15 protein-coding genes are annotated in these 19,015 nt (G+C 63.7%); 5 read left to right on the top strand and 10 right to left on the bottom strand.

Annotated features, from left to right (window positions below; all coding sequences use genetic code 11):
* Positions 1-168: 168 nt before the first annotated feature.
* From QCE64_RS13615 to QCE64_RS13605, 3 genes are all read left to right on the top strand, one after another.
* On the top strand, positions 169-1,842 hold the full coding sequence (locus tag QCE64_RS13615) for a choline dehydrogenase (RefSeq protein ID WP_310004285.1): 1,674 nt from the start codon (positions 169-171) through the stop codon (positions 1,840-1,842).
* 39 nt (positions 1,843-1,881) lie between these two features.
* Positions 1,882-3,195: an MFS transporter gene (locus tag QCE64_RS13610; RefSeq protein ID WP_310004283.1), complete on the top strand. Its 1,314-nt coding sequence runs from the start codon at positions 1,882-1,884 to the stop codon at positions 3,193-3,195.
* Positions 3,196-3,325: 130 nt separating this feature from the next.
* The gene (locus QCE64_RS13605; RefSeq protein WP_309920097.1) at positions 3,326-4,846 is read left to right on the top strand and encodes a PLP-dependent aminotransferase family protein; all 1,521 of its coding nucleotides are present in this window, start codon (positions 3,326-3,328) and stop codon (positions 4,844-4,846) included.
* A gap of 10 nt (positions 4,847-4,856) precedes the next feature.
* On the opposite strand, the gene QCE64_RS13600 is transcribed toward QCE64_RS13605, so the two are convergent.
* Both QCE64_RS13600 and QCE64_RS13595 read right to left on the bottom strand, forming a co-directional pair.
* The gene (locus QCE64_RS13600; protein ID WP_310004281.1) at positions 4,857-5,390 is read right to left on the bottom strand and encodes a cytochrome b; all 534 of its coding nucleotides are present in this window, start codon (positions 5,388-5,390) and stop codon (positions 4,857-4,859) included.
* Complete coding sequence (locus QCE64_RS13595; RefSeq protein WP_310004279.1) at positions 5,387-6,448, bottom strand: catalase family peroxidase; 1,062 nt, start codon at positions 6,446-6,448, stop codon at positions 5,387-5,389. The genes QCE64_RS13600 and QCE64_RS13595 overlap by 4 nt, the downstream gene beginning before the upstream one ends.
* Before the next feature lie 648 nt (positions 6,449-7,096).
* On the opposite strand from QCE64_RS13595, the gene QCE64_RS13590 reads away from it, so the two are divergent.
* Both QCE64_RS13590 and QCE64_RS13585 read left to right on the top strand, forming a co-directional pair.
* Entirely contained in the window at positions 7,097-8,263 is a 1,167-nt protein-coding gene (locus QCE64_RS13590) for a lipopolysaccharide biosynthesis protein (protein ID WP_310004277.1), read from the top strand.
* 80 nt (positions 8,264-8,343) lie between these two features.
* A complete protein-coding gene (locus QCE64_RS13585) occupies positions 8,344-9,597 on the top strand; it encodes a cation:proton antiporter (RefSeq protein ID WP_310004275.1) in 1,254 nt (417 codons plus the stop codon).
* On the opposite strand, the gene QCE64_RS13580 is transcribed toward QCE64_RS13585, so the two are convergent.
* From QCE64_RS13580 to QCE64_RS13545, 8 genes are all read right to left on the bottom strand, one after another.
* Entirely contained in the window at positions 9,594-10,511 is a 918-nt protein-coding gene (locus QCE64_RS13580; protein WP_309920086.1) for a LysR family transcriptional regulator, read from the bottom strand. The two genes, QCE64_RS13585 and QCE64_RS13580, sit on opposite strands and share 4 nt — an antisense overlap.
* A 36-nt stretch (positions 10,512-10,547) precedes the next feature.
* Complete coding sequence (locus QCE64_RS13575) at positions 10,548-11,882, bottom strand: MFS transporter (RefSeq protein ID WP_310004273.1); 1,335 nt, start codon at positions 11,880-11,882, stop codon at positions 10,548-10,550.
* Positions 11,883-11,967: 85 nt separating this feature from the next.
* Positions 11,968-12,654 carry an isochorismatase family protein gene (locus QCE64_RS13570; RefSeq protein WP_309903726.1) on the bottom strand — a complete coding sequence of 229 codons (687 nt, stop codon included), beginning with the start codon at positions 12,652-12,654 and terminating at the stop codon, positions 11,968-11,970.
* A 138-nt stretch (positions 12,655-12,792) separates the two neighbouring features.
* Positions 12,793-14,073, bottom strand: a complete 1,281-nt coding sequence (locus tag QCE64_RS13565) for a four-carbon acid sugar kinase family protein (RefSeq protein ID WP_309931742.1) — start codon at positions 14,071-14,073, stop codon at positions 12,793-12,795.
* Complete coding sequence (locus QCE64_RS13560) at positions 14,070-15,344, bottom strand: ribulose-bisphosphate carboxylase large subunit family protein (protein ID WP_309931741.1); 1,275 nt, start codon at positions 15,342-15,344, stop codon at positions 14,070-14,072. The genes QCE64_RS13565 and QCE64_RS13560 overlap by 4 nt, the downstream gene beginning before the upstream one ends.
* Positions 15,341-15,880: a VOC family protein gene (locus QCE64_RS13555; RefSeq protein ID WP_309920074.1), complete on the bottom strand. Its 540-nt coding sequence runs from the start codon at positions 15,878-15,880 to the stop codon at positions 15,341-15,343. Before QCE64_RS13555 ends, QCE64_RS13560 begins: the two co-directional genes overlap by 4 nt.
* Positions 15,881-15,985: 105 nt before the next feature.
* Complete coding sequence (locus tag QCE64_RS13550; protein WP_310004272.1) at positions 15,986-17,863, bottom strand: TRAP transporter large permease subunit; 1,878 nt, start codon at positions 17,861-17,863, stop codon at positions 15,986-15,988.
* 40 nt (positions 17,864-17,903) lie between these two features.
* The gene (locus QCE64_RS13545; protein WP_309920067.1) at positions 17,904-18,923 is read right to left on the bottom strand and encodes a TRAP transporter substrate-binding protein; all 1,020 of its coding nucleotides are present in this window, start codon (positions 18,921-18,923) and stop codon (positions 17,904-17,906) included.
* Positions 18,924-19,015: the final 92 nt, after the last annotated feature.

Raw genomic sequence — 19,015 nt, 5'->3', positions numbered from 1 at the left:
CGCGAGAACCCGAAGAGCCTCATTTTTTTGAATCGGATTTGGCACTTTCCGTTTCACTTTCGCGTTCTCGCGCGCTTTTCTCTTGGCATCGCCCGCAGCTTCTTCCACATTGAACGTACAGGAAACGAAACGCTTCGTTCCAGAAGAAGACTCCAGGAGACAAGTCTCATGCAGCAGGAAGTCGATTACGTCATTGTCGGAGCGGGCTCGGCAGGCTGCGTCCTCGCCAATCGCCTGAGCGCCGATCCGTCCAACACCGTGCTGTTGCTCGAAGCCGGCGGACCCGATGCGAATCCGTGGATTCATATTCCCGTCGGCTACTTCAAGACGATGCACAACCCCGAACTGGACTGGTGCTACCGCACCGAGCCGGACCAGGCGGTTGCCGGGCGCAGCATCGACTGGCCGCGCGGCAAGGTGCTGGGCGGCTGCAGTTCGCTGAACGGCCTGCTGTATGTGCGCGGCCAGCGCGAGGACTATGACCGCTGGGCGGAGCTCGGCAACGCAGGCTGGAGCTATCGCGACGTCCTGCCCTACTTCAGGAAATCGGAAGATCAGGAGCACGGCGCGAACGAATATCACGGCGTGGGCGGCCCGCTGAAGGTCTCGGACCTGCGCCTGCGCCGTCCTATCGCCGATCACTTCATCGCGGCGGCGCAAGAGACAGGCATCCCCTTCAACGACGACTACAACGGCGCCACTCAGGAAGGCGTCGGCTACTTCCAGCAGACGGCCTACAAGGGCTTGCGCTGGAGCACGGCGAAAGGCTTTCTCAAGCCCGTGCGCGACCGGCGGAACCTGATCGTCCAGACGCGGGCGCAAACCCGCAAGGTGCTCTTCAAAGGCCGCGAGGCGGTCGGCATCGAATATATGCATGAGGGCGCAGTGAAGACGGTACGCGCGCGCGTCGAGGTGATCCTCGCGGCCGGGGCCATCGGTACGCCGCAGATCCTGCAGAACTCGGGCGTCGGTCCCGCCGATGTCCTGGACCGCGCCGGCGTACAGGTACGTCATGCGCTGCCGGGCGTGGGCCGGAACCTGCAGGATCATCTGCAAGTGCGGCTCGTCTTCAAGACCCGCGAGCGCACCCTGAACGACGAAGTCAACAACCCGCTGAAGAAAGCGCTCATCGGTCTGCAATATGCGATCTCGCGCACCGGTCCGCTGACGCTCGCAGCCAGTCAGGTCGTGATCTTCACGCGCACGTCGCCCGATCTCACGCGTCCCGACATCCAGTTCCACATGCAGCCGCTTTCCGCCGACAAACCCGGCGAAGGCGCGCATCCGTTCTCCGCGTTCACGTCGTCGGTGTGTCAGTTGCGGCCTTTTAGCCGAGGCAGCGTCGAGATCCGTTCGAACGATCCGCTGCAATATCCGGCCATCCATGCCAACTACCTGTCTGACGAACGCGATCATCCGGTGGTCATCGGCGGCATCAAGGTGGCGCGCCGGATCGCCGCCGCGCCTGCGCTTGCCAAACATATCGTGTCGGAATTCATCCCCGGCGCGGCCTATCAGACCGATGCCGACCTGCTCGAAGTCGCGCGCAAGTTCAGCCAGTCCATCTATCACCCGGCGGGCACCTGCAAGATGGGCAGCGACGCGCAGGCGGTAGTGGACGAACGTCTGAAGGTGCGCGGCATGGGCCGGCTGCGCGTGGTGGATGCGTCGATCATGCCGGAGCTCGTATCAGGCAACACGAATGCGCCCGTCATCATGATCGCCGAGAAGGCAGCCGACATGATTCTCGAAGACCAGCGTTATCAGCGCGTCACGCACGTGGAGGAAGCACCCGGCGGCGTCATCGAGACGCCCATGGCCCATGCAGCACAGAGAGACTGAACACAAGTCTCGAACACACGCAGACATACGGAGACAACCATGAATGCACTGCCCCGAACCGATGGCAAGCAGATGAGGAAAGTCGTCGTCGCCAGTCTCATCGGCGCGACGATCGAGTGGTACGACTTCTTTCTATACGGTGTCGTTGCCGGCATCGTCTTCAACAAGCTGTACTTCCCGAGCGGCGATCCGCTCATCTCGACGATGCTCGCCTATGGCACCTTTGCGGTCGGCTTCCTGAGCCGTCCGCTGGGCGGCGTGATCTTCGGGCACTTCGGCGACCGCATCGGCAGAAAGAGCATGCTGGTGATGACGCTGACGATCATGGGCGTCGCGACCGTGCTGATCGGCATGGTGCCCACGTATGCGCAGATCGGCATCTGGGCGCCTACACTGCTTCTGCTTCTGCGCGTGCTGCAAGGCATCGGGCTCGGCGGCGAATGGGGCGGCGCGGTGCTGATGGCCTTCGAATATGCGCCCGAAAACAAGCGCGGCTTCTACGCGAGCATTCCGCAGATCGGTCTCGCGCTAGGCCTGTGCATTTCGTCCGGCGTGGTCGCGCTGCTCTCGCTCACGCTCACCGATGCGCAGTTCCTCGCATGGGGCTGGCGTCTTGCGTTCTTCCTGTCGTTCGCGCTCGTTCTGATCGGCATGTATATCCGCTTGAACGTCATGGAGACGCCGGAGTTCGCACGCATCCAGAAGACCGGTGGCGAAGCACGCATGCCGATTCTCGAAGTGCTCACGAAGTATCCGGGCAACACGCTTGCCGGCATGGGCGCACGTTTCATCGACGGTGTGTTCTTCAACGTGTTCGGTGTGTTCTCGATCTCGTATCTCACCGGCACGCTGCATCTTGCGCGAACGGATGCGCTGCTCGGCGTGATGGTCGCCGCCTTCGTGATGATCTTCACAATACCGCTTTTCGGACGGCTTTCGGATCGCGTGGGCCGAGCGCGCATCTACTTCTGGGGCTCGCTTGCCACCGGGTTGTCCGCCTTCCTCGGCTTCTGGCTGATGAAGAACAGCGGCGGCAATACGATGATCGCGTGGCTGGCCGTGGTGATCCCGCTCGGGGTCGTCTATGCCTCGATCTACGGGCCCGAGGCCGCGCTCTTCTCTGAACTGTTCGACGCCAACGTGCGCTACTCGGGCATCTCCTTCGTCTATCAGTTCTCGGGCATCTTCGCGAGCGGCATCAGCCCGATCATCGCGACGTGGCTCCTGCAACGCAACGGCGGCGACCCGTGGATGATCGCCGGCTACTGCCTCGCGGCGGGCATCGTGAGCGCGCTGTCGGCGGCATGGGTCGGTTTGCGGCAACGCCGTTCGCTCGCCTTCTCCGTGAGCTGAGCGCGCTTCTTCGAACGGTTCGCAGCCGCCGCGCCGATCCTCCGGCGCGGCGGCTTTTTTCACCCGCTGGCCAAGCGTGCAAGGCGCACGTAAGATCGCTGCATCACCATGACTTTGCAGGAGACAGGCAATGCCCACCCGCCCGACCGCCACGCTTTGGGCGCAGCTCTTCGAGCGTTCACGGGTCTCGGGAATGAGCCTGCAGAACCAGATCCGCCAGATGATCGTCAATGCGATCCTGAGCGGACACATTGCGCCCGACAGCGCCCTGCCATCGAGCCGCGAGCTTGCGGATCAACTGAACGTGTCGCGCAATACGGTCGTGCTCGCTTATCAGCAGCTGATCGAGGAAGGTTATCTCGTCTCGCGTGAACGCAGCGGCCACTTCGTCAATCCCGCAACCGAAGAACTGCAACGCGGCTTCACCGCTACGGGCATGCGCGCGACGACGCCCGCCGTGGAGACCCAGCACGGTCATCCGGACTGGAGCGCGCGCATCCGGCATGCGCCTTCCAATCAACGCAACATCGTCAAGCCGTCGAACTGGCAGAGCTACGAATATCCCTTCATTTACGGGCAATTCGATACCGAGCTCTTCCCCACCAGCGACTGGCGCGAGAGCTGCATGCACGGCCTCTCGGTGCTGGAGATACGCAACTGGGCGCCGGATCTCATCGAGCGCGACGATGAAACGCTCGTCGAGCAGATCCGCACACGCGTGCTGCCGAGACGTGGCGTGTTCGCGATGCCGGATGAGATCGTCGTGACCAACGGCTGTCAGCAGGCGTTGTATCTGATCGCCGACCTGATGTGCGGACCGCAGACCAAGGTGGGCATGGAGAACCCCGGTTATCCCGATGCGCGCAACATCTTCCAGCATCGCAACGCGCAGATCGTGCCGCTTGCGGTGGATGACGATGGCGCCGTCATCGACGACGAAGAGCTGATGGCGTCATGCGACTACGTGTGTGTCACGCCGAGCCACCAGTGCCCCACCACCGCGACCATGCCGATCGAAAGGCGGCGCGCGTTGCTGGATCTGTCGGTGCGGCATGATTTCATCATCATCGAAGACGATTACGAAAGCGAGAACACCTTCTCGGGCACACCGCATCCGGCACTGAAGAGCCTCGATACGGCGGAGCGCGTGGTGTATATCGGCTCGCTGTCGAAGACTTTTGCGCCGGGGTTGCGTCTGGGTTATATCGTCGCGCCGCGCGCCCTGATCCGCGAATTGCGCGCACTGCGCCGGCTGATGATCCGGCATCCCGCTGCTTATATTCAGCGCGCGTTCGCCACGTTCCTCGCGCTGGGTCATCACGACACCCTGCTGCGCAAGCTCGCGCCGGTCTACAAGGAACGCGCCGAGGTGCTGATGCGCGCGCTCGCCACGCATCTTCCCGAATTGCGCGCGTCGAAGATAACGGGCGGCGCGTCGTGCTGGGTCGAAGGTCCGCCCTGGCTCGATGCCACGCGCCTCGCAAAAGACGCGCTGGCGCTGGGCGTGCTGATCGAACCGGGCAACGTCTTCTTCGCCGATCTCGCCGATGGTCAGCGTTGCTTCCGCATGGGCTTCTCGGCGATTCGCGCGGAACTGATCGAGCCCGGCGTGCGTGCGCTGGCCGAAGTGGTCAAGCAGCAGAAGCCGTGATGCGCGCGGCTTACTTCCATGGCGCCATCGCGTGAAAGACGCCGTCGCGCCGCACGAGCGCATGGAACAGCGCGGCCGCCAGATGCACGACGATCAACGCAAAGAAGCACAGGGCCAGAAAGCGATGCGCGTTCCACAGCAGCGTATGCAATGAATTGCTATGCGGCAGCAGCGACGGAATGCGCGTGCCCGCCACGACGACCGGATAATCCGCCGCCGACAACATGCCATAACCCAGCAGCGGCAACGCGATCATCAGCGCATAGAACACGTAGTGCGAGAGCTTGGCCGCGAGTTTCATCGGCATGGGCATGTCGGCGGGCAAAGGCGGCGCGCCGCGCGTGATGCGCACGACCAGGCGGATCAGCGCGAGGATCAGTATCGTGACGCCGAGCGGCTTGTGGATGGAAACGAGCGTCAGATACTCGGGCTTCACCGTCGACACCATGCCGACGCCGATGAACAGCATCGCGAGGATGCAGATCGCCATGACCCAGTGCAAGGCGCGTTGCAGCGGCGAGAACCGCTCGTTGATCGCGTTCATTGCCGGGCTCCTTCGGCGGGCGTGTGCGGATAGTCCTTGTCTTCGGCGGTGCGCCGGTTGAACGAGACCGAGTACGCAGCCGAGCGCGCGGCCGGGAAAGGATCGTCGGACACGTGCATGCCCGCGGGCAGCACGGTGGGATCGAAGTTGAGATCGCGGCACGGGCCGTCGGGCTCGGGTTCGATCTGCTTCACGACGAGCGTGCCCACTTCCACCGTGTGGCGGTCTTCAGGCCAGGCCTTGCTCGGGTCCGCCGTGGGATCGCCGGGATTCGCGACGGTCACGACCAAGGCCCAGCGTTGCGGCGCGCTCTGCACGCGTTGGGTGATCTCGGCATCGAGGAAGTTGGCGCCCTTCTCCTTGAGCTGTGCCGCGCTGATGTTCTCGACCTTGGCCGCCGGAACGAAGGACCAGCGCACGACCTGATCCTGTCCGTCCGCATTCGAGAACACGAAGCTGTTGAGACTGTTGAAGCGCTCCTCCGCATAGGAGGACGTCCAGGGCGCGCTGCCCGCCCACGCGCCAAACGCCGCGATCTCGGGATGCGCGGCGGAAAACTTCTGCATCGATTGGGGATCGTCCTTGTTCGCGAGTGCGAGTTGCAGCGCGTAGAAGGCTTGCGGCGTGGCGACTGGAAAGACGGGCGCATCGATCATCGCAGAACGCCATTCGCTGCCGTCCGGCGTGACGATGCGCAAGCCGAGACCACGCACGCGCGCCATGGCATCCGAGGCCTTCGGGTCGGGCGTCGCGAGATTGAAGCGTCCTGTGACGGCGTAGGTGCCCGGCGCGAACATCTTGGCTTTGGAGAGCGTTGCGCCCGAGCCATTGGATTCGAAGTCGCCGGTGAAGCAGATGCCTTTCGCGTGATTGCGCCTGAAGCCAGGCACAGCGCCGCCGGGAGGCGCAAGGCTGCCGACTATCTTCGCGGGCGTCAGGCGCTTCGGCGACAGCCAGCCCGCCGTGTACGCGAAGGCCGCGACCAGCACGGCCACGACGGCCGCGATAAGAATCAGCGAAGGCACTGCGGAGCGTGGGGATGCGTTCTTGTCGGTCATCGAAGTCTCACGAGATCTACGATTCGGCAGCAGGGGTAATCTAGCAGCGTCAGGCAAATCGTGCCAGAGACGTCTAAAAATCGCAGTTATCCATCCTCTACGTGGACGGTATGCCGTTCGCTCGCGCTTTCTCGCTGATGTGCTCGACAGGCAGCCTCGCGCTTGGCCCCAATGCTTTGCTCATATAAATAGCCGGATCGAGTAATAACGCCTTAAAAATGTTTCAGCGGTTACTACTTTCCTACCGAAACCGCGTTTACATTCTTACGATGAGAAAGTAATCTTGGCTCCGTCGCAGGCAATCCGGAAAGTATTGCTTTACCCGCCGAGCAATTCGGTAATTCAACCCTGATAGATCATCAGTTCTGAGCCAGCGTTGCTGGCTTCGTTTCGCCGTTCCTTCAAGTCGTGAACATGCGCGGGCAGTGTGCCCCGGGCTTCGCCATGCTCGCGTCCTTTCGGCCCATCGGGAAAAGACTGCACCGCGGAGTGCATTGGAAACGCTCGCCTGTACGCCGCATCCGCGCAACAGCGCACTCGTCGCGATGAACCGGATAACGTCAGTACGTCGCCATCAATATGAATAATAAAAGTTCGAATCACCTTGCCGTCGCAATGAAAGCAGCTTCACTCGCGAGCACGCTGACCATGAGCTTGCTACTCGCGGCCTGCGGCGGCGGTGGCGGCGGTGGCAGCACTGCCGGCGATACCGCATCCAGCATCGCCGCCACTTCCAGCGCTACGCCCGCTTCATCGGCCAGCATGACCAGCGCGGTCAGCACAAGCGCCACGGCTTCTGCGGACATCGCGGGCAGCACATCGAGCAACACACCGAGCAACACCGCGGCCGCAACTTCGAACCCCGTCACGCCGTCCACGCCCGCTGCATCGACCGCCAAGCCCATCTTCTACGGCGTCAACGGCCATAACAACGAAGGCGGCGCCTACGACATCTCCAGCCCCGCCTTGCAGCTCTCACAACTGCAGAGTCTCGGCGCGAGGCTCTATCGCAACGAGGTCTATAACCAGGCGAGCGCAAACAAGCTGGCCGGCATTGCGAAGACCATGGCCGCCGGCGGAGTCACCGTCTTCCCGATTCTTCTGTCCGGCATCGACTACAACAGCGAAAGCGACGCCTACAACGCCGGCTATACGCTCGGCAAACTGACGGCAAGCGCCTATCGTTACGCGTACTACGAGGTCGGCAACGAGCTGGGCGCGGATGCGCTCACGGGTAATGTGGACGGCGTCTATCCGCAGCACTTCGACAACACGAAGTTCCAGAAGGCGCGCGGCGTGATTCGCGGGATGATCGACGGGATTCGCTCGGTGGATTCAAGCGGCAAGATCGTCATGGGCGGCGGCGCGTGGATGCATTACGGCTTCGACCAGATGCTCGCCAGCGGCACGCAGCCCGACGGCTCCGGCGGCCATCCCGTGCTGAGCTGGGACATCACGGCATGGCACTGGTATTCGGACCAGGGCGACATCACGCATGCCTGCGGCGGCACGGGCTGCCATGATGTGCTCGCCGCACTTCAGCAACTCGGCAAGCCCATCTGGCTGACGGAATTCGGCGTACGCCCGGAATACGGCAACGATGACCAGATCGCCGCGTATCTGGTCGGCGGCACGATGATGGCGCAGTTCGCCGCGGTGGCGTCGAAGTACAACCTGCAAGCCATTCAGGCTTATCAGCTCTATGACGATCCGGACGGCGGCGAAGGCGCATACGGTCTTCTGAAGAACGACGGCAAGACGCAGAAGGCCAGCTACTCGGCATACCAGCGCTTTGTGGCAAACAACCCGCGCTGACCGGCGATCCCGCGAAACATTGACAGACGGTCCGCCCCCCCTTCAGACTGCGGTCGTTCATTCACGCACCCCTGAAGTCAATGCCGATTTCCCAGCTATCCGTGTACTTCTTCGCGCAGGCCGCCGTGATCGTCGCCGCAAGCCAGCTGGTGGGACGACTCGCGGGGCGCGTGGGACAGCCGCAGGTCGTCGGCGAGATGATCGCGGGCGTGCTGCTCGGGCCTTCGCTGTTCGGGCTGCTGTTGCCGCACTGGCAGCAGGCGCTGTTTCCGAAGGCCACCATGGGCATGCTGTACGTGGCGGCACAGTTGGGCGTCGGTCTCTATATGTTTCTCGTCGGCACCGGGTTTCGCGCGAAACATTTCCGCGCACGCGCCAGGAGTGCGCTGAGCGTATCGCTCGCCGGCATCGTGGTTCCCTTCGCGCTGGCATTCGCGCTCGCGCCCTGGCTGCTCACCATCCCCGGACTGTTCGCCATCAAGGCGCGGCTGTTCGAAGCTTCGTTGTTCCTGGGCGCCGCTATCGCCATCACTGCTTTTCCGATGCTCGCGCGCATCATTCATGAACGCGGCCTCGCCGGCACGTCGCTCGGCACGCTGGCGCTGACCGCCGGCGCATGCGACGACGCCGCCGCCTGGTGCATTCTCGCCATTGTGCTCGCGAGCTTCGGCGGCTCGTGGATGGGCGCGTATACCGCCATTGGCGGCGGCGTCTGCTTCGCGCTGTTCATGATCTTCGCCGGCAACAAGCTGCTGCGCCGCCTGGCGGAAGGCCTCAATCCGGACGCGCCCTTGCCTTCCAGCGTGCTCGCCATCGTGCTCGTTCTGTTCTCGCTGTGTGCGTTCGCCATGGACGCCATCGGCATTCACGCGGTGTTCGGCGGCTTCCTGCTCGGTGTCGCGCTGCCGCGCGGCCCGTTGACGGAGAAACTGCGCGACATGCTCGAACCCTTCGTCGTCGTGTTCCTGCTGCCGATGTTCTTCACCTATTCAGGCCTCAACACGCGGCTCGACATGCTGATAGACCCCGCCATCATGCTTGCCGCGGTAGCTATCCTGCTGGCCTCGTTCGGCGGCAAGGGCATAGCGTGCTGGGCGGCGGCGCGTCTGAACGGCGAGCCTTCCGGCGATGCCATGGCGATCGGCGCATTGATGAACGCACGCGGCCTGATGGAACTCATCATCATCAACATCGGGCTGGCAGCCGGCGTGATCCTGCCGGGCCTGTTCTCCATTCTCGTGTTGATGGCCGTGCTCAGCACGCTGATGGCCACGCCGCTGTTCAACTGGATCGTGCGGCGGCAAGAAGGCATGCGTTCAGCGGTGGCGCGCTAGCGGCGTACCCGGTTGCGCGCCGCGCGCTGCGGCGTGGCGGCCGGCAGTTCGCCGACGAAGGTCTCCACCGACGGGTTGCGCGTGTCGGCCCGCCAGCACACGACCATGTCGATCTCCGTGTCCTTGTCCGCGAGCGGCCGCACAAGCAGGCCGCTGCGCTGAACATTGCGGATGCATTCGGGATAGACGCTCACGCCGGTATTCGCCGCGACCAGGCCGATGATGCCGTCGCTCGTCGAGGCCTCCTGCGCGATGGCGGGCGCGAATCCCGCGCGATGGCAAATGGAAAAGAAGTGGTGACGAAAGGCTTCCCACGAATGCGGCGTGCCGAGCACGAACCGCTCGTGCGCGAGATCGGCGAGACGCAGTGTCTTCTTGCTGTTCAGCGGATGCGCCGCCGGCAGCAGCGCGACCATCGGCTCCCGGCCGAACACGCGAGTCTCCACGCCGGGCGCCGCGAACGGCCCGATCATGAAGCCCACGTCGATGGTCGAATCGAGCATCGCTTCCTTCTGCAAGGTGCTCGGCATGTGGACGAGATCGATGCTGATCGATGGAAACTTCTTGCCGAACGCCTCGATGATCGCGGGCAAGGTGCCGTTGATCGCGAAGTCCATGTACGCGATCCGCAGATGCCCGAGGTTGCCCGCCTCCGCGCGGCGCGCGAGCGTCACGGCCTGATCGATATGCGTGAGCGCGAGCTGGCAGTGCTCGGCGAAGACGCGGCCCGCGTTGGTGAGCTCGACGCGCCGCGTGGTGCGCGCGAGCAGCGCCGCGCCCACGGATTCCTCCAGCGCCTTGATGATGCGGCTCAGCGCCGGCTGGGTCATGTGCAGCCGCTGAGCGGCGACGCTGAACTGGAGCGCGTCCGCGACCGCGAGAAAGGCCCGGATGTGATGGACATCGATACGCATGCTGCGGCGGGCCTCCCTGTGCGCTGAACGAGCGCACTATCTTACCGTTCTGCCTACCGAACGCAACGTGACCAGCGTGCCGATCACCAGCAAGGCCGATACGACGAACAAGCCGTTGTTGAGACTCCCCGTCATGCTCTTGACGAAGCCGAGCATGCTCGGGCTCGCAAAGCCGCCGAGCAGTCCGAGGCTGTTGATGAACGCGATGGTGCCCGCCGCCGCGCGCGTGCCTGCGAGGAAGTCGGTGGTAATGGCCCAGAAGAGCGGCTGCAACGTGAAGATGCAGGCGGTCGCCACGCTGATGCAGGCGAGCGCCAGCGTCAGGTCCGTGCCCGTGCCGCTGATGGCCGACAACGCCGCCGCGCCGATCAACGCACAGCCGGCCGTGTGCCAGCGGCGCTCGCGGGTGCGGTCCGAGTGACGGCTCACCAGCACCATCGTGACGGCCGCGACGCCGTAGGGAATCGCCGAGAACAGGCCGATCGACCATGCATCGGTGACGCCCGCGCCGCGAATCAGCGCAGGCAGCCAGAAGCTGATCGCATAGACGCCGCAGATGAACGTGAACCACACGAAGGCCAGCGCATAGATGCGCGCGTTCTTCAGCGCGCCGCCGAAGCCGTGCCGCTCGAACATGGATGCGGTGTCGCGTTCACCATCGAGTTGATGCTGCACGAGCGCCTTTTCGGTGTCACTGAGCCAGCGTGCATCGCGCGGCTTGTCATCGAGATAGAAGAACGCGGCGATGCCGAGCAGGCACGACGGCAATCCTTCCACCAGGAACAGCCACTGCCAGCCTTGCAGACCGTGCAGGCCGTCGAGATTGTTCAATGCCCAGCCCGATACCGGACCGCCGAGCACGCCTGCCATCGCCACGGCGGTCAGGAACAGCGCCATCACGCGTCCGCGACGCTCCGCCGGATACCAGAACGTCAGGTAATAGATCATGCCCGGGAAGAAGCCCGCTTCGAAAACGCCGAGCATGAAGCGCATCACATAGAACGCCGTGGGCGACTTCACGAACATCATGCCGGCCGATGTCAGGCCCCACAGCAGCATGATCCGGATCAGCGTCTTGCGCGCGCCGATGCGTTCAAGAATGAGATTGCTGGGCACTTCAAAGAGAAAGTACCCGGCGAAGAAGATGCCCGCGCCGAGCCCGTACACCGCGTCGCTGAAGCCGAGGTCGGTGCGCATCTGGATCTGCGCAAAGCCGATGTTGATGCGGTCCAGATAAGCCGCCACGTAGCAGATGAACAGAAACGGAATCAGCCGCCATGTGATGCGACGATACGTGGCGTTGACCATCGCGGAGGAATGCGGCGCGCTATCGTCCGTGAGGATTGCGCCCGGTAAAGCACTTTCGTTCATTGCCCGTTCTCCAGTAATGAGTCGCGTCAAACCGAGCACTTGCGCGCGGACACGGCCGGCGAACCGGTCCGCGTCCGCGCCATGCTTAGCCCTTCACCGAATGCAGATAGTCCACGCAGCGGTCCACCGATTCGACATCCGCAAACTTCGCGTCGATGTCGAACAGATTCCATTCGACCGCGCCCGGCACGCGATCCCCGATGCACTCGCGCACCGCAATCGTGCGGAAACCTTCGGCGAGGCCATCGCACAGCGTCGTGCGCACGCACGCCGATGCGGTGACGCCGGTGACGAGGATCGTGTCGACGCCCGCGGCGCGCAGGAAGCCGGCGAGATAGGTGCCGTGGAACGAGCTCGCGCGCTTCTTCACGAGCACTTGTTCGCCCTCGATCGGCGCGATGCGCGAGTCGATGGCCCACAGGTTTTCATCGGCCTGGGAGACGACGTCGACGGGGATCTTGTTGTGCCACAGCCCCATGTCGGTATGCGGGTTGTTGCGGTCGGTGACCTGATAGCACGTGGTGACGTGGATCACCGGATGACCGTTCGCACGGCATGCAGCGAGCAGGCGCTGCACGCCCGGAATGATCTGCTCATCGATGTTTTCGCACGTGAATGGATTGCCCGGGCGGGTCCATGCGTTCGCGAGATCGACGTTGACCAGCGCGGGCTTCTTGCCGAACCCCACGCGCCGCTGAAAGCCGCGCTGTTGATAGAGTTCGGTGGCTTCCGCAAAGGCTTGCGCCAGCATCTCGTTCAATCCTGCATTCATGTCTTCAATCTCCGAAAGTTTCTCTGTGACGCATGTGCCATGTGTGTCGGCAGAAAAACTATAGGAGCGACATTATTACTAGTCTATTTACTGTTTTGCTGGGTTTATTACCTCTTCTGGTATGAATTGCGCGGTGCCTCAGCGCACGATGCCTGCGACGAAATCCTCGAAGAGTTCCGCACCGCCCATCTGCCCGCCCTTCAGCATCAAGTCGATGCGGTGCGTCGCCGGGTCATCGGAGTGCACGCGGCACACCGTGACGCCAGAGGCCAATGTCGCCAGACACGACAAACCCCACGCTTTCAACGCATGCACGCCGAGGCTCGACGTATCGCCTCCCGCGATGCCGATGCGCCGGGGCGCGGCGCGTTCGATCACTGCGCGCAGCAGTGCCGCGCAGGATTCGGCGAGCGGTTCGCCCTCGGTGTGTTCGTGATGCGGCGTGCGGCACGTGAAGGCCAGTACGTGCATGCCCTTATGCAGCGCTTCGACAATACGTCCACAACGTTCACTTCGATACGACGGCGAAGCCATCTCGCGCGGGTCGAGTTCGATGCGATGAAACGAACGCGCGGCATCGATCTGCGCTGCGGTCATCGGCGAGAGACTGCCTGCGAGAACGAACACAGGCGATTGAGCCGGACCGAACGCAGCCACCGCTTCCCCGTCGTGATCTGAAGCCGAAGCAAGCGTCCAAGCCTGTGCGACGCTGCTCGCGCCCACTGCCAACACGGGTTCACTCGCCGCCCGTTCATGCATCTCCAACCCGATGCGGCGCAGATGCGTGTCGTCGAGCACGTCGAAGAGCAGCGGCGTGCCCGAGTGCATGTCAATCACCTCTTTCAACGCCGCATCCGGCAACGCGTATGCACGCCAGTCGATCGCGCCGATACGCATGCCCAGCCGCTCGAAATGCAGACGAAGATCCGCTTCGTGCATCGGCGTGACCGGATGACGGCTCATGGCCGGGTGACGATCGATGCGATGCACCTCCGCGCCGCCTGCCGTCGCGAACAGCGTCCCGAACGCGCAATAGCGCCCAAGGTTCGGCTGCCCGCCGATGATCGGCACGAAAGGATTCGTGAAGCGTTCGCGCAGACACGTCATCGCGACCGCGATGTTGCCGGTTTCAGGCGCGCTGTCGAAGGTCGAACAGACCTTGTAGTGCATCACGCGTACGCGCAGCGCCGAGAAAATTTCAGCGGCTTGCCGTATCTGCGCGCGCAGGGGCGACGGCGCAAGCGTTCGAGCCGCGCCCGCGAGACCGATGGCATCGAGCGGTCCAAGCTTCGCGAGACGTTCGGACGTAGGCGGCTCGACGAACAGCATCGCGCGCAGCCCGGCGCGATGCAGCGTGGCAAGCGTATCCGTGGCGCCGGTGAAATCGTCGCCATAGAAGCCGTAGGGCGCGACGCTCATGCGCGGCTGCCGAAGAAAGCGAGCGCCGCCGAGAGTTCAGGCGCATGCCGCGCGTAGTCGTCCAGCGATATGCCCTGCCGCACCGCGTCCCATGCCTGCCGTACGCTCGCCACGCCGGCCGCGACACCGCCCGGATGCCCGAGCATGCCGCCGCCCGACATGAAGAGCAGATCGTCACTACGCATGGCGTCGAACGTAACGGGCGCGGTGCCGGCCCATTGACCGGATGAGAATGCGGGCAGCACGGCATCGTCGAGACCTTCGGCCAAAGCTTGCGCGCACGCGCGCGCCGAGGCGATGACTTCCTCATCGGCTTGTGCGAACTTGCCCGCGAGTCCATGCACATGCATATGATCGACGCCCGCGAGACGCCACAGCGTCTGATACGCGGCGAAGGACATGCCGAGCGCAGGATCGCGCGACATCATCCCGTAGCCGTTGCGGTGCGCGTGCAGCACGAGGGGCGTTGAGCGCCGCATGGTCTCGATTGCCGAGAAGCCGCACCAGTTGATGCTCGCCATCACGCACGACCCGCCTTCGCGTTCGACGAGATCCGCATGACGGCGCATTGCATCGACTTCGTCGGTGATGTTGAACGCGATCATCACGTTCCTGCCAGTCTTTTCGCGGTACGCACGCACTTCCGCCATGACCGCGCGCACGCGTGCTTCGATCGGCGCATGCAACGGATTGGCGCTGATCTCGTCGTCCTTGATGAAGTCGACGCCCGCTTCGCACAGACTGCGTACGAGCTGCGCCGTCTCGTCCGCCGTGAGACCGACGTTCGGCTTGATGATGGTGCCGATCATCGGTCCGCTTGCGACGCCGGTCAGCTTGCGCGTGCCCGCGACGCCATGCGGCGGCTGGGGGAATTGCGTGCGGTATCCAGCCGGCACGCGCACGTCGAGCAAGCGCAGCCCCGTGGTCTCGCCGAGATCGTAGAGATTGCCGGCGACGGTCGCCGCCAGCGTCGGCAGATTGACGCCGATGTTCGCGACCGGAAACCGCAACGTGATGCGCGCCCTTCGATACGGCCCGCCGATGTGCTGACGCTCCAGCCACGCGCTGCGCAGCGAAGGCTGCGCGAGTGGCTCCTCTTCACGGATGCTGAGCACCACGGCGCGACTGCGCGCCCGCAGTGCATCGCTCTCACCCGCCACGCGCACGAAGGTGCCGCTCGACTGCTCGCCCGCCATGATGTCCGCGACCTTCGCGGGATCGAGCGGCGTCTCGACGAGGTAATCGGCCTCGATGAATTCGTCCGCGTTCATAGGCTGCTCAGTGCAGGAAACGGCCGCACGGCCTGCTTGCCGTCCCAGTCGAGCGAGGCCTGGCGGATCAGGTCGAACAGCTTGCCCTTCGGCCCTGCAATCTCCGACAACTCGATCACCGTGCCCGGATGGGTTTCGGTATCGAAGTAGACGAAGCGGCCGTTCTCGCCTACCTTGCCGCTCATCGCCACTTCGAAACCTTGCTGCGTGAGGCGTTCGAGATCGGCGTCGAAATCGGTGGTCCAGTAGGCATTGTGTTGCAGGCCGGTGTGACCCGCCGCGAGGAAGTCGCGATACATCGAAGGCGCGTCGTTGCGCGTCTGGATCAACTCGACTTGCAGGCTGCCCGAGTTCGCGAGTGCAACCGAGTTGTGCACCTCGTAAGATTGCCCGCGATAACGATAATCCTCGATAGGCACGCGTTCGTTATAGAACCACGGCCCGACGCCGAGCACGCGGCTCCAGTAGTCCATGGCGGCCTCGATGTCGCGCACGACGTATCCGGCCTGGCGAATCTCGCCAAAGAATCGGCTCATTGTGTTGTTTCCTTTTTGATGATGCGGCGGCGAGGGCGCGCGAACGCCCCCGCCGGCGCGCAGTACGCGCCAGCGCCGCCGATAGTTGTCATTGCAACTGGTGCTTCAGAGAAAACCGGTGGAGATCCAGGGCACTGCAGCGATCACAATCAGACCGATGACCAGCGCGGCCATATAGCCTGCGATCGGGCGAATGCCCTTGTCGGGATCGACTTTCGCGACCGCGCACGCCGAGTAATAGCCGACGCCGAACGGCGGCGAGAACAGGCCGACGCCCATCGAGAGAATCACGACGATCGCATAGTGAATCTCGTTGACGCCCGCCATGCGCGCGATGGGGAACAGCAGCGGGCCGAACAGCACGATGGCCGGAATGCCTTCCAGCACGCTGCCGAGCAGGATGAACACGATGATCGAGATGCCGAGGAACGCATACGCGCCGCCGGGCAGCGCGGTCATCAGCTGCGCGAGGTCCTGCGAGAAGCCGGATTGCGTGAGCGCCCAGGCCATGGCCGTGGCGCAACCGATGATGAAGATGATCGCGCCGGAGAGCGTCGCTGCTTCCACCAGCATGCGGCCGAGTCGCGACCACTCGAACCGCCGGTACACGAGCAGGCCGACGATCATCGAGTAGACGATGCCAATGGTCGAGACTTCCGTCGCGGTCGCGATGCCTTCCACGACCGCCGCGCGAATCACGAACGGCAGTGCAAGCGCGGGCAGCGCGATCACGAAGAGCCGGCCGATCTGCTTGCGGCCAAGACGCGGAGCATGGCCCACGTTCTCCTTGCGATAGCGCAGCCACACGACGAAGCACAGCATCGCGGCGAGCACGGCGGCGGGCAGCAGGCCTGCCGTGAACAGCGCGGAGATGGAAAGCCCGGTCACCGAGCCGATGGTAATCAGCACGATGCTCGGCGGCACGGTCTCGGTTTGCGCGCCGGCTGTGGAGAGCAGCGCCACGAGATCGCCTTCCTGTGCGCCGCGCACTTTCATTTCGGGGAACAGCACGGGCGCGATGGCGGCCATGTCGGCGACCTTTGAACCCGAGATGCCCGAGACCAGATACATCGTGCCGATCAGCACATACGACAACCCGCCGCGCACGTGCCCGACGAGGCTCGCGAGGAAGTGAATCATCGCGCGGGCCATGCCGGTCATCTCGATCATGAGGCCGAGGAACACGAACAAGGGCACGGCGAGCAGCACGAGATGCGACATGCCTTCGTCCATGCGTCCGACGATGACTTCCAGCGGCGTGAAGGTCGTGAGTCCGAGATAGCCGAAGGTGGCCAGCGCAAAGGAGAAACAGATGGGCACGCCGGAGAAGATGCCGACCGCCACCACGCCCACGAAGAACACGATCAGATTGGCCTTGCCGATGCTCTCGAACCAGGGCGCGAGCCACACGAAGGCACCGGCGACGACAGCCGTCATCAGGATCGCGACGAGCACATGGCGCAAGCGAGCCACGCTGGCGAGCCGGATGAAGCCGACCAGCAACATCAGCGCCGCGCCGACCGGCAAGGCAAGCGCGCGCCACGCGCCGCTGATTTCGAGCGCGGGCGTGACGATCGCCATTTCGCCGGATGCGTAGCCGTATGCGGGCACGAGCACCAGACCGAGACAGCCGAGCGAAAGCACGATGGCGAGCGTATCGACGAACGCACGGCGCGCCGGCGAGAGCCGGCTGACGAGCGCCGTCATGCGCATGTGCTCGCCGCGCCGCAACGCGAGCACGGCGCCGAGCATGGACAGCCACAGGAACATCATGCCGGCGAGTTCATCGGACCAGACGAGGGGCGCGTGCATTACGTAGCGGCTGATCACGCCCGCCAGCAGCACGACGATTTCCGCCGTCAGCAACAGCGCGCATGCGCCTTCGACGAGTGCGATCAACGCGCGGTCGCAAGCACGCAGCAGACGGCGCGCGCCGACGGGTTCGAGATGTCCTTGCGTGGAACTCAAGGCCGGGTTCGCCATGAAGATGTCTCCGAAACGGACGGCATGATCGGGGGCAGTGTCAGGCCAGCTTGCCTGTATAGCCTTCGAGCAGGCTCCACGCCTCGTTGCCGAACTTGCCCTTCCACTGGCCGTAGAAGTTCGCCTGGCGCAAGGCGGCGCGGAACGTGTCCGGGGCGGGGCGGTTGATCGCGAGGCCTTTCGACTGAAGATCGGCCACGGCGGCGTCGTTGAGCTTGCGAACGTCTTCGCGTTGGCGGATGGCGGCCTGGTTGAACGCATCCGCGACGATGCCTTGCAGATCCTTCGGCAAACGCGCCCATGCGCGCTGGTTCAGCACGAACCAGTAACCGTCCCACATGTGATTGGTGAGCGAGCAGTACTTCTGCACTTCATAGAGTTTCGCGACCTGAACGATGGGCAGCGGGTTTTCCTGTGCATCGACGATGCGCGTCTGCAATGACGAATACACCTCGCTGAATTGCAGGCTCGTGGGCGCGGCGCCGAGCCCCTTGAACATGTCGACGGACAGCGGACTCACCGGCACGCGGATCTTGAGACCGCGCATGTCGGCGGCGCTGGCGATCGGGCGCGCGCTGGAAGTCGTCTCACGAAAGCCGTTGTCCCACATCTTCTCGAACGATTCGAGCCCGGCCTTTTGCATCGACGCACGCACGAATGCGCCGAGCTTGCCGTCCATCGCGCCCCAGACCTGGTTGTAGTCGGCGAAGGCGAAGCCCGTGGCGTTGATGGCGGCCACGGGCACGAGCGTCGAGACCACCAGCGCCGATGGCGTGAACATCTCGATGCCGCCGCTGCGCACTTGCGCGAGCATGTCGGTATCGCCGCCGAGCTGATTGTTCGGAAAGATGCGGATTTCCATGCGGCCCTTCGACGCTTCCTTCACCTGGTCCGCCGCTTCTTTTGCGCGGATGTTCAGCGGATGGGTCATCGGCAGGTTGTTGCCGTACTTGAAGACGTATTCGGCGGCAGCGGCGCGGGTGATGGCGGGAAAAGCCAATGTGCTTGCTGCACCTGCGGCTGCTGCGCGCAGCAGCGTGCGTCGGCGTGAATCGATCATACTCGTCTCCTTGCTTTTATTTGATGCGATTTCCAAGTCCATCAGAAACCGTCATGACGCGGGTTTGTACTGATCGCCGGGTTTTGCTGTCT

This window comes from Caballeronia sp. LZ043 (genome assembly GCF_031451075.1).
In the GTDB taxonomy this organism is placed as follows: Bacteria; Pseudomonadota; Gammaproteobacteria; order Burkholderiales; family Burkholderiaceae; genus Caballeronia.
The sequence above is the reverse complement of the archived record's forward strand: the minus strand, read 5'-3'. Positions and strand labels throughout refer to the sequence as shown.

Coding starts and splice junctions, on each gene's coding strand:
- QCE64_RS13615 (WP_310004285.1), top strand. CDS start 169: ATGCAGCAGGAAGTCGATTACGTCATTGTCGGAGCGGGCTCGGCAGGC.
- QCE64_RS13610 (WP_310004283.1), top strand. CDS start 1,882: ATGAATGCACTGCCCCGAACCGATGGCAAGCAGATGAGGAAAGTCGTC.
- QCE64_RS13605 (WP_309920097.1), top strand. CDS start 3,326: ATGCCCACCCGCCCGACCGCCACGCTTTGGGCGCAGCTCTTCGAGCGT.
- QCE64_RS13600 (WP_310004281.1), bottom strand. CDS start 5,390: ATGAACGCGATCAACGAGCGGTTCTCGCCGCTGCAACGCGCCTTGCAC.
- QCE64_RS13595 (WP_310004279.1), bottom strand. CDS start 6,448: ATGACCGACAAGAACGCATCCCCACGCTCCGCAGTGCCTTCGCTGATT.
- QCE64_RS13590 (WP_310004277.1), top strand. CDS start 7,097: ATGAGCTTGCTACTCGCGGCCTGCGGCGGCGGTGGCGGCGGTGGCAGC.
- QCE64_RS13585 (WP_310004275.1), top strand. CDS start 8,344: ATGCCGATTTCCCAGCTATCCGTGTACTTCTTCGCGCAGGCCGCCGTG.
- QCE64_RS13580 (WP_309920086.1), bottom strand. CDS start 10,511: ATGCGTATCGATGTCCATCACATCCGGGCCTTTCTCGCGGTCGCGGAC.
- QCE64_RS13575 (WP_310004273.1), bottom strand. CDS start 11,882: ATGAACGAAAGTGCTTTACCGGGCGCAATCCTCACGGACGATAGCGCG.
- QCE64_RS13570 (WP_309903726.1), bottom strand. CDS start 12,654: ATGAATGCAGGATTGAACGAGATGCTGGCGCAAGCCTTTGCGGAAGCC.
- QCE64_RS13565 (WP_309931742.1), bottom strand. CDS start 14,073: ATGAGCGTCGCGCCCTACGGCTTCTATGGCGACGATTTCACCGGCGCC.
- QCE64_RS13560 (WP_309931741.1), bottom strand. CDS start 15,344: ATGAACGCGGACGAATTCATCGAGGCCGATTACCTCGTCGAGACGCCG.
- QCE64_RS13555 (WP_309920074.1), bottom strand. CDS start 15,880: ATGAGCCGATTCTTTGGCGAGATTCGCCAGGCCGGATACGTCGTGCGC.
- QCE64_RS13550 (WP_310004272.1), bottom strand. CDS start 17,863: ATGGCGAACCCGGCCTTGAGTTCCACGCAAGGACATCTCGAACCCGTC.
- QCE64_RS13545 (WP_309920067.1), bottom strand. CDS start 18,923: ATGATCGATTCACGCCGACGCACGCTGCTGCGCGCAGCAGCCGCAGGT.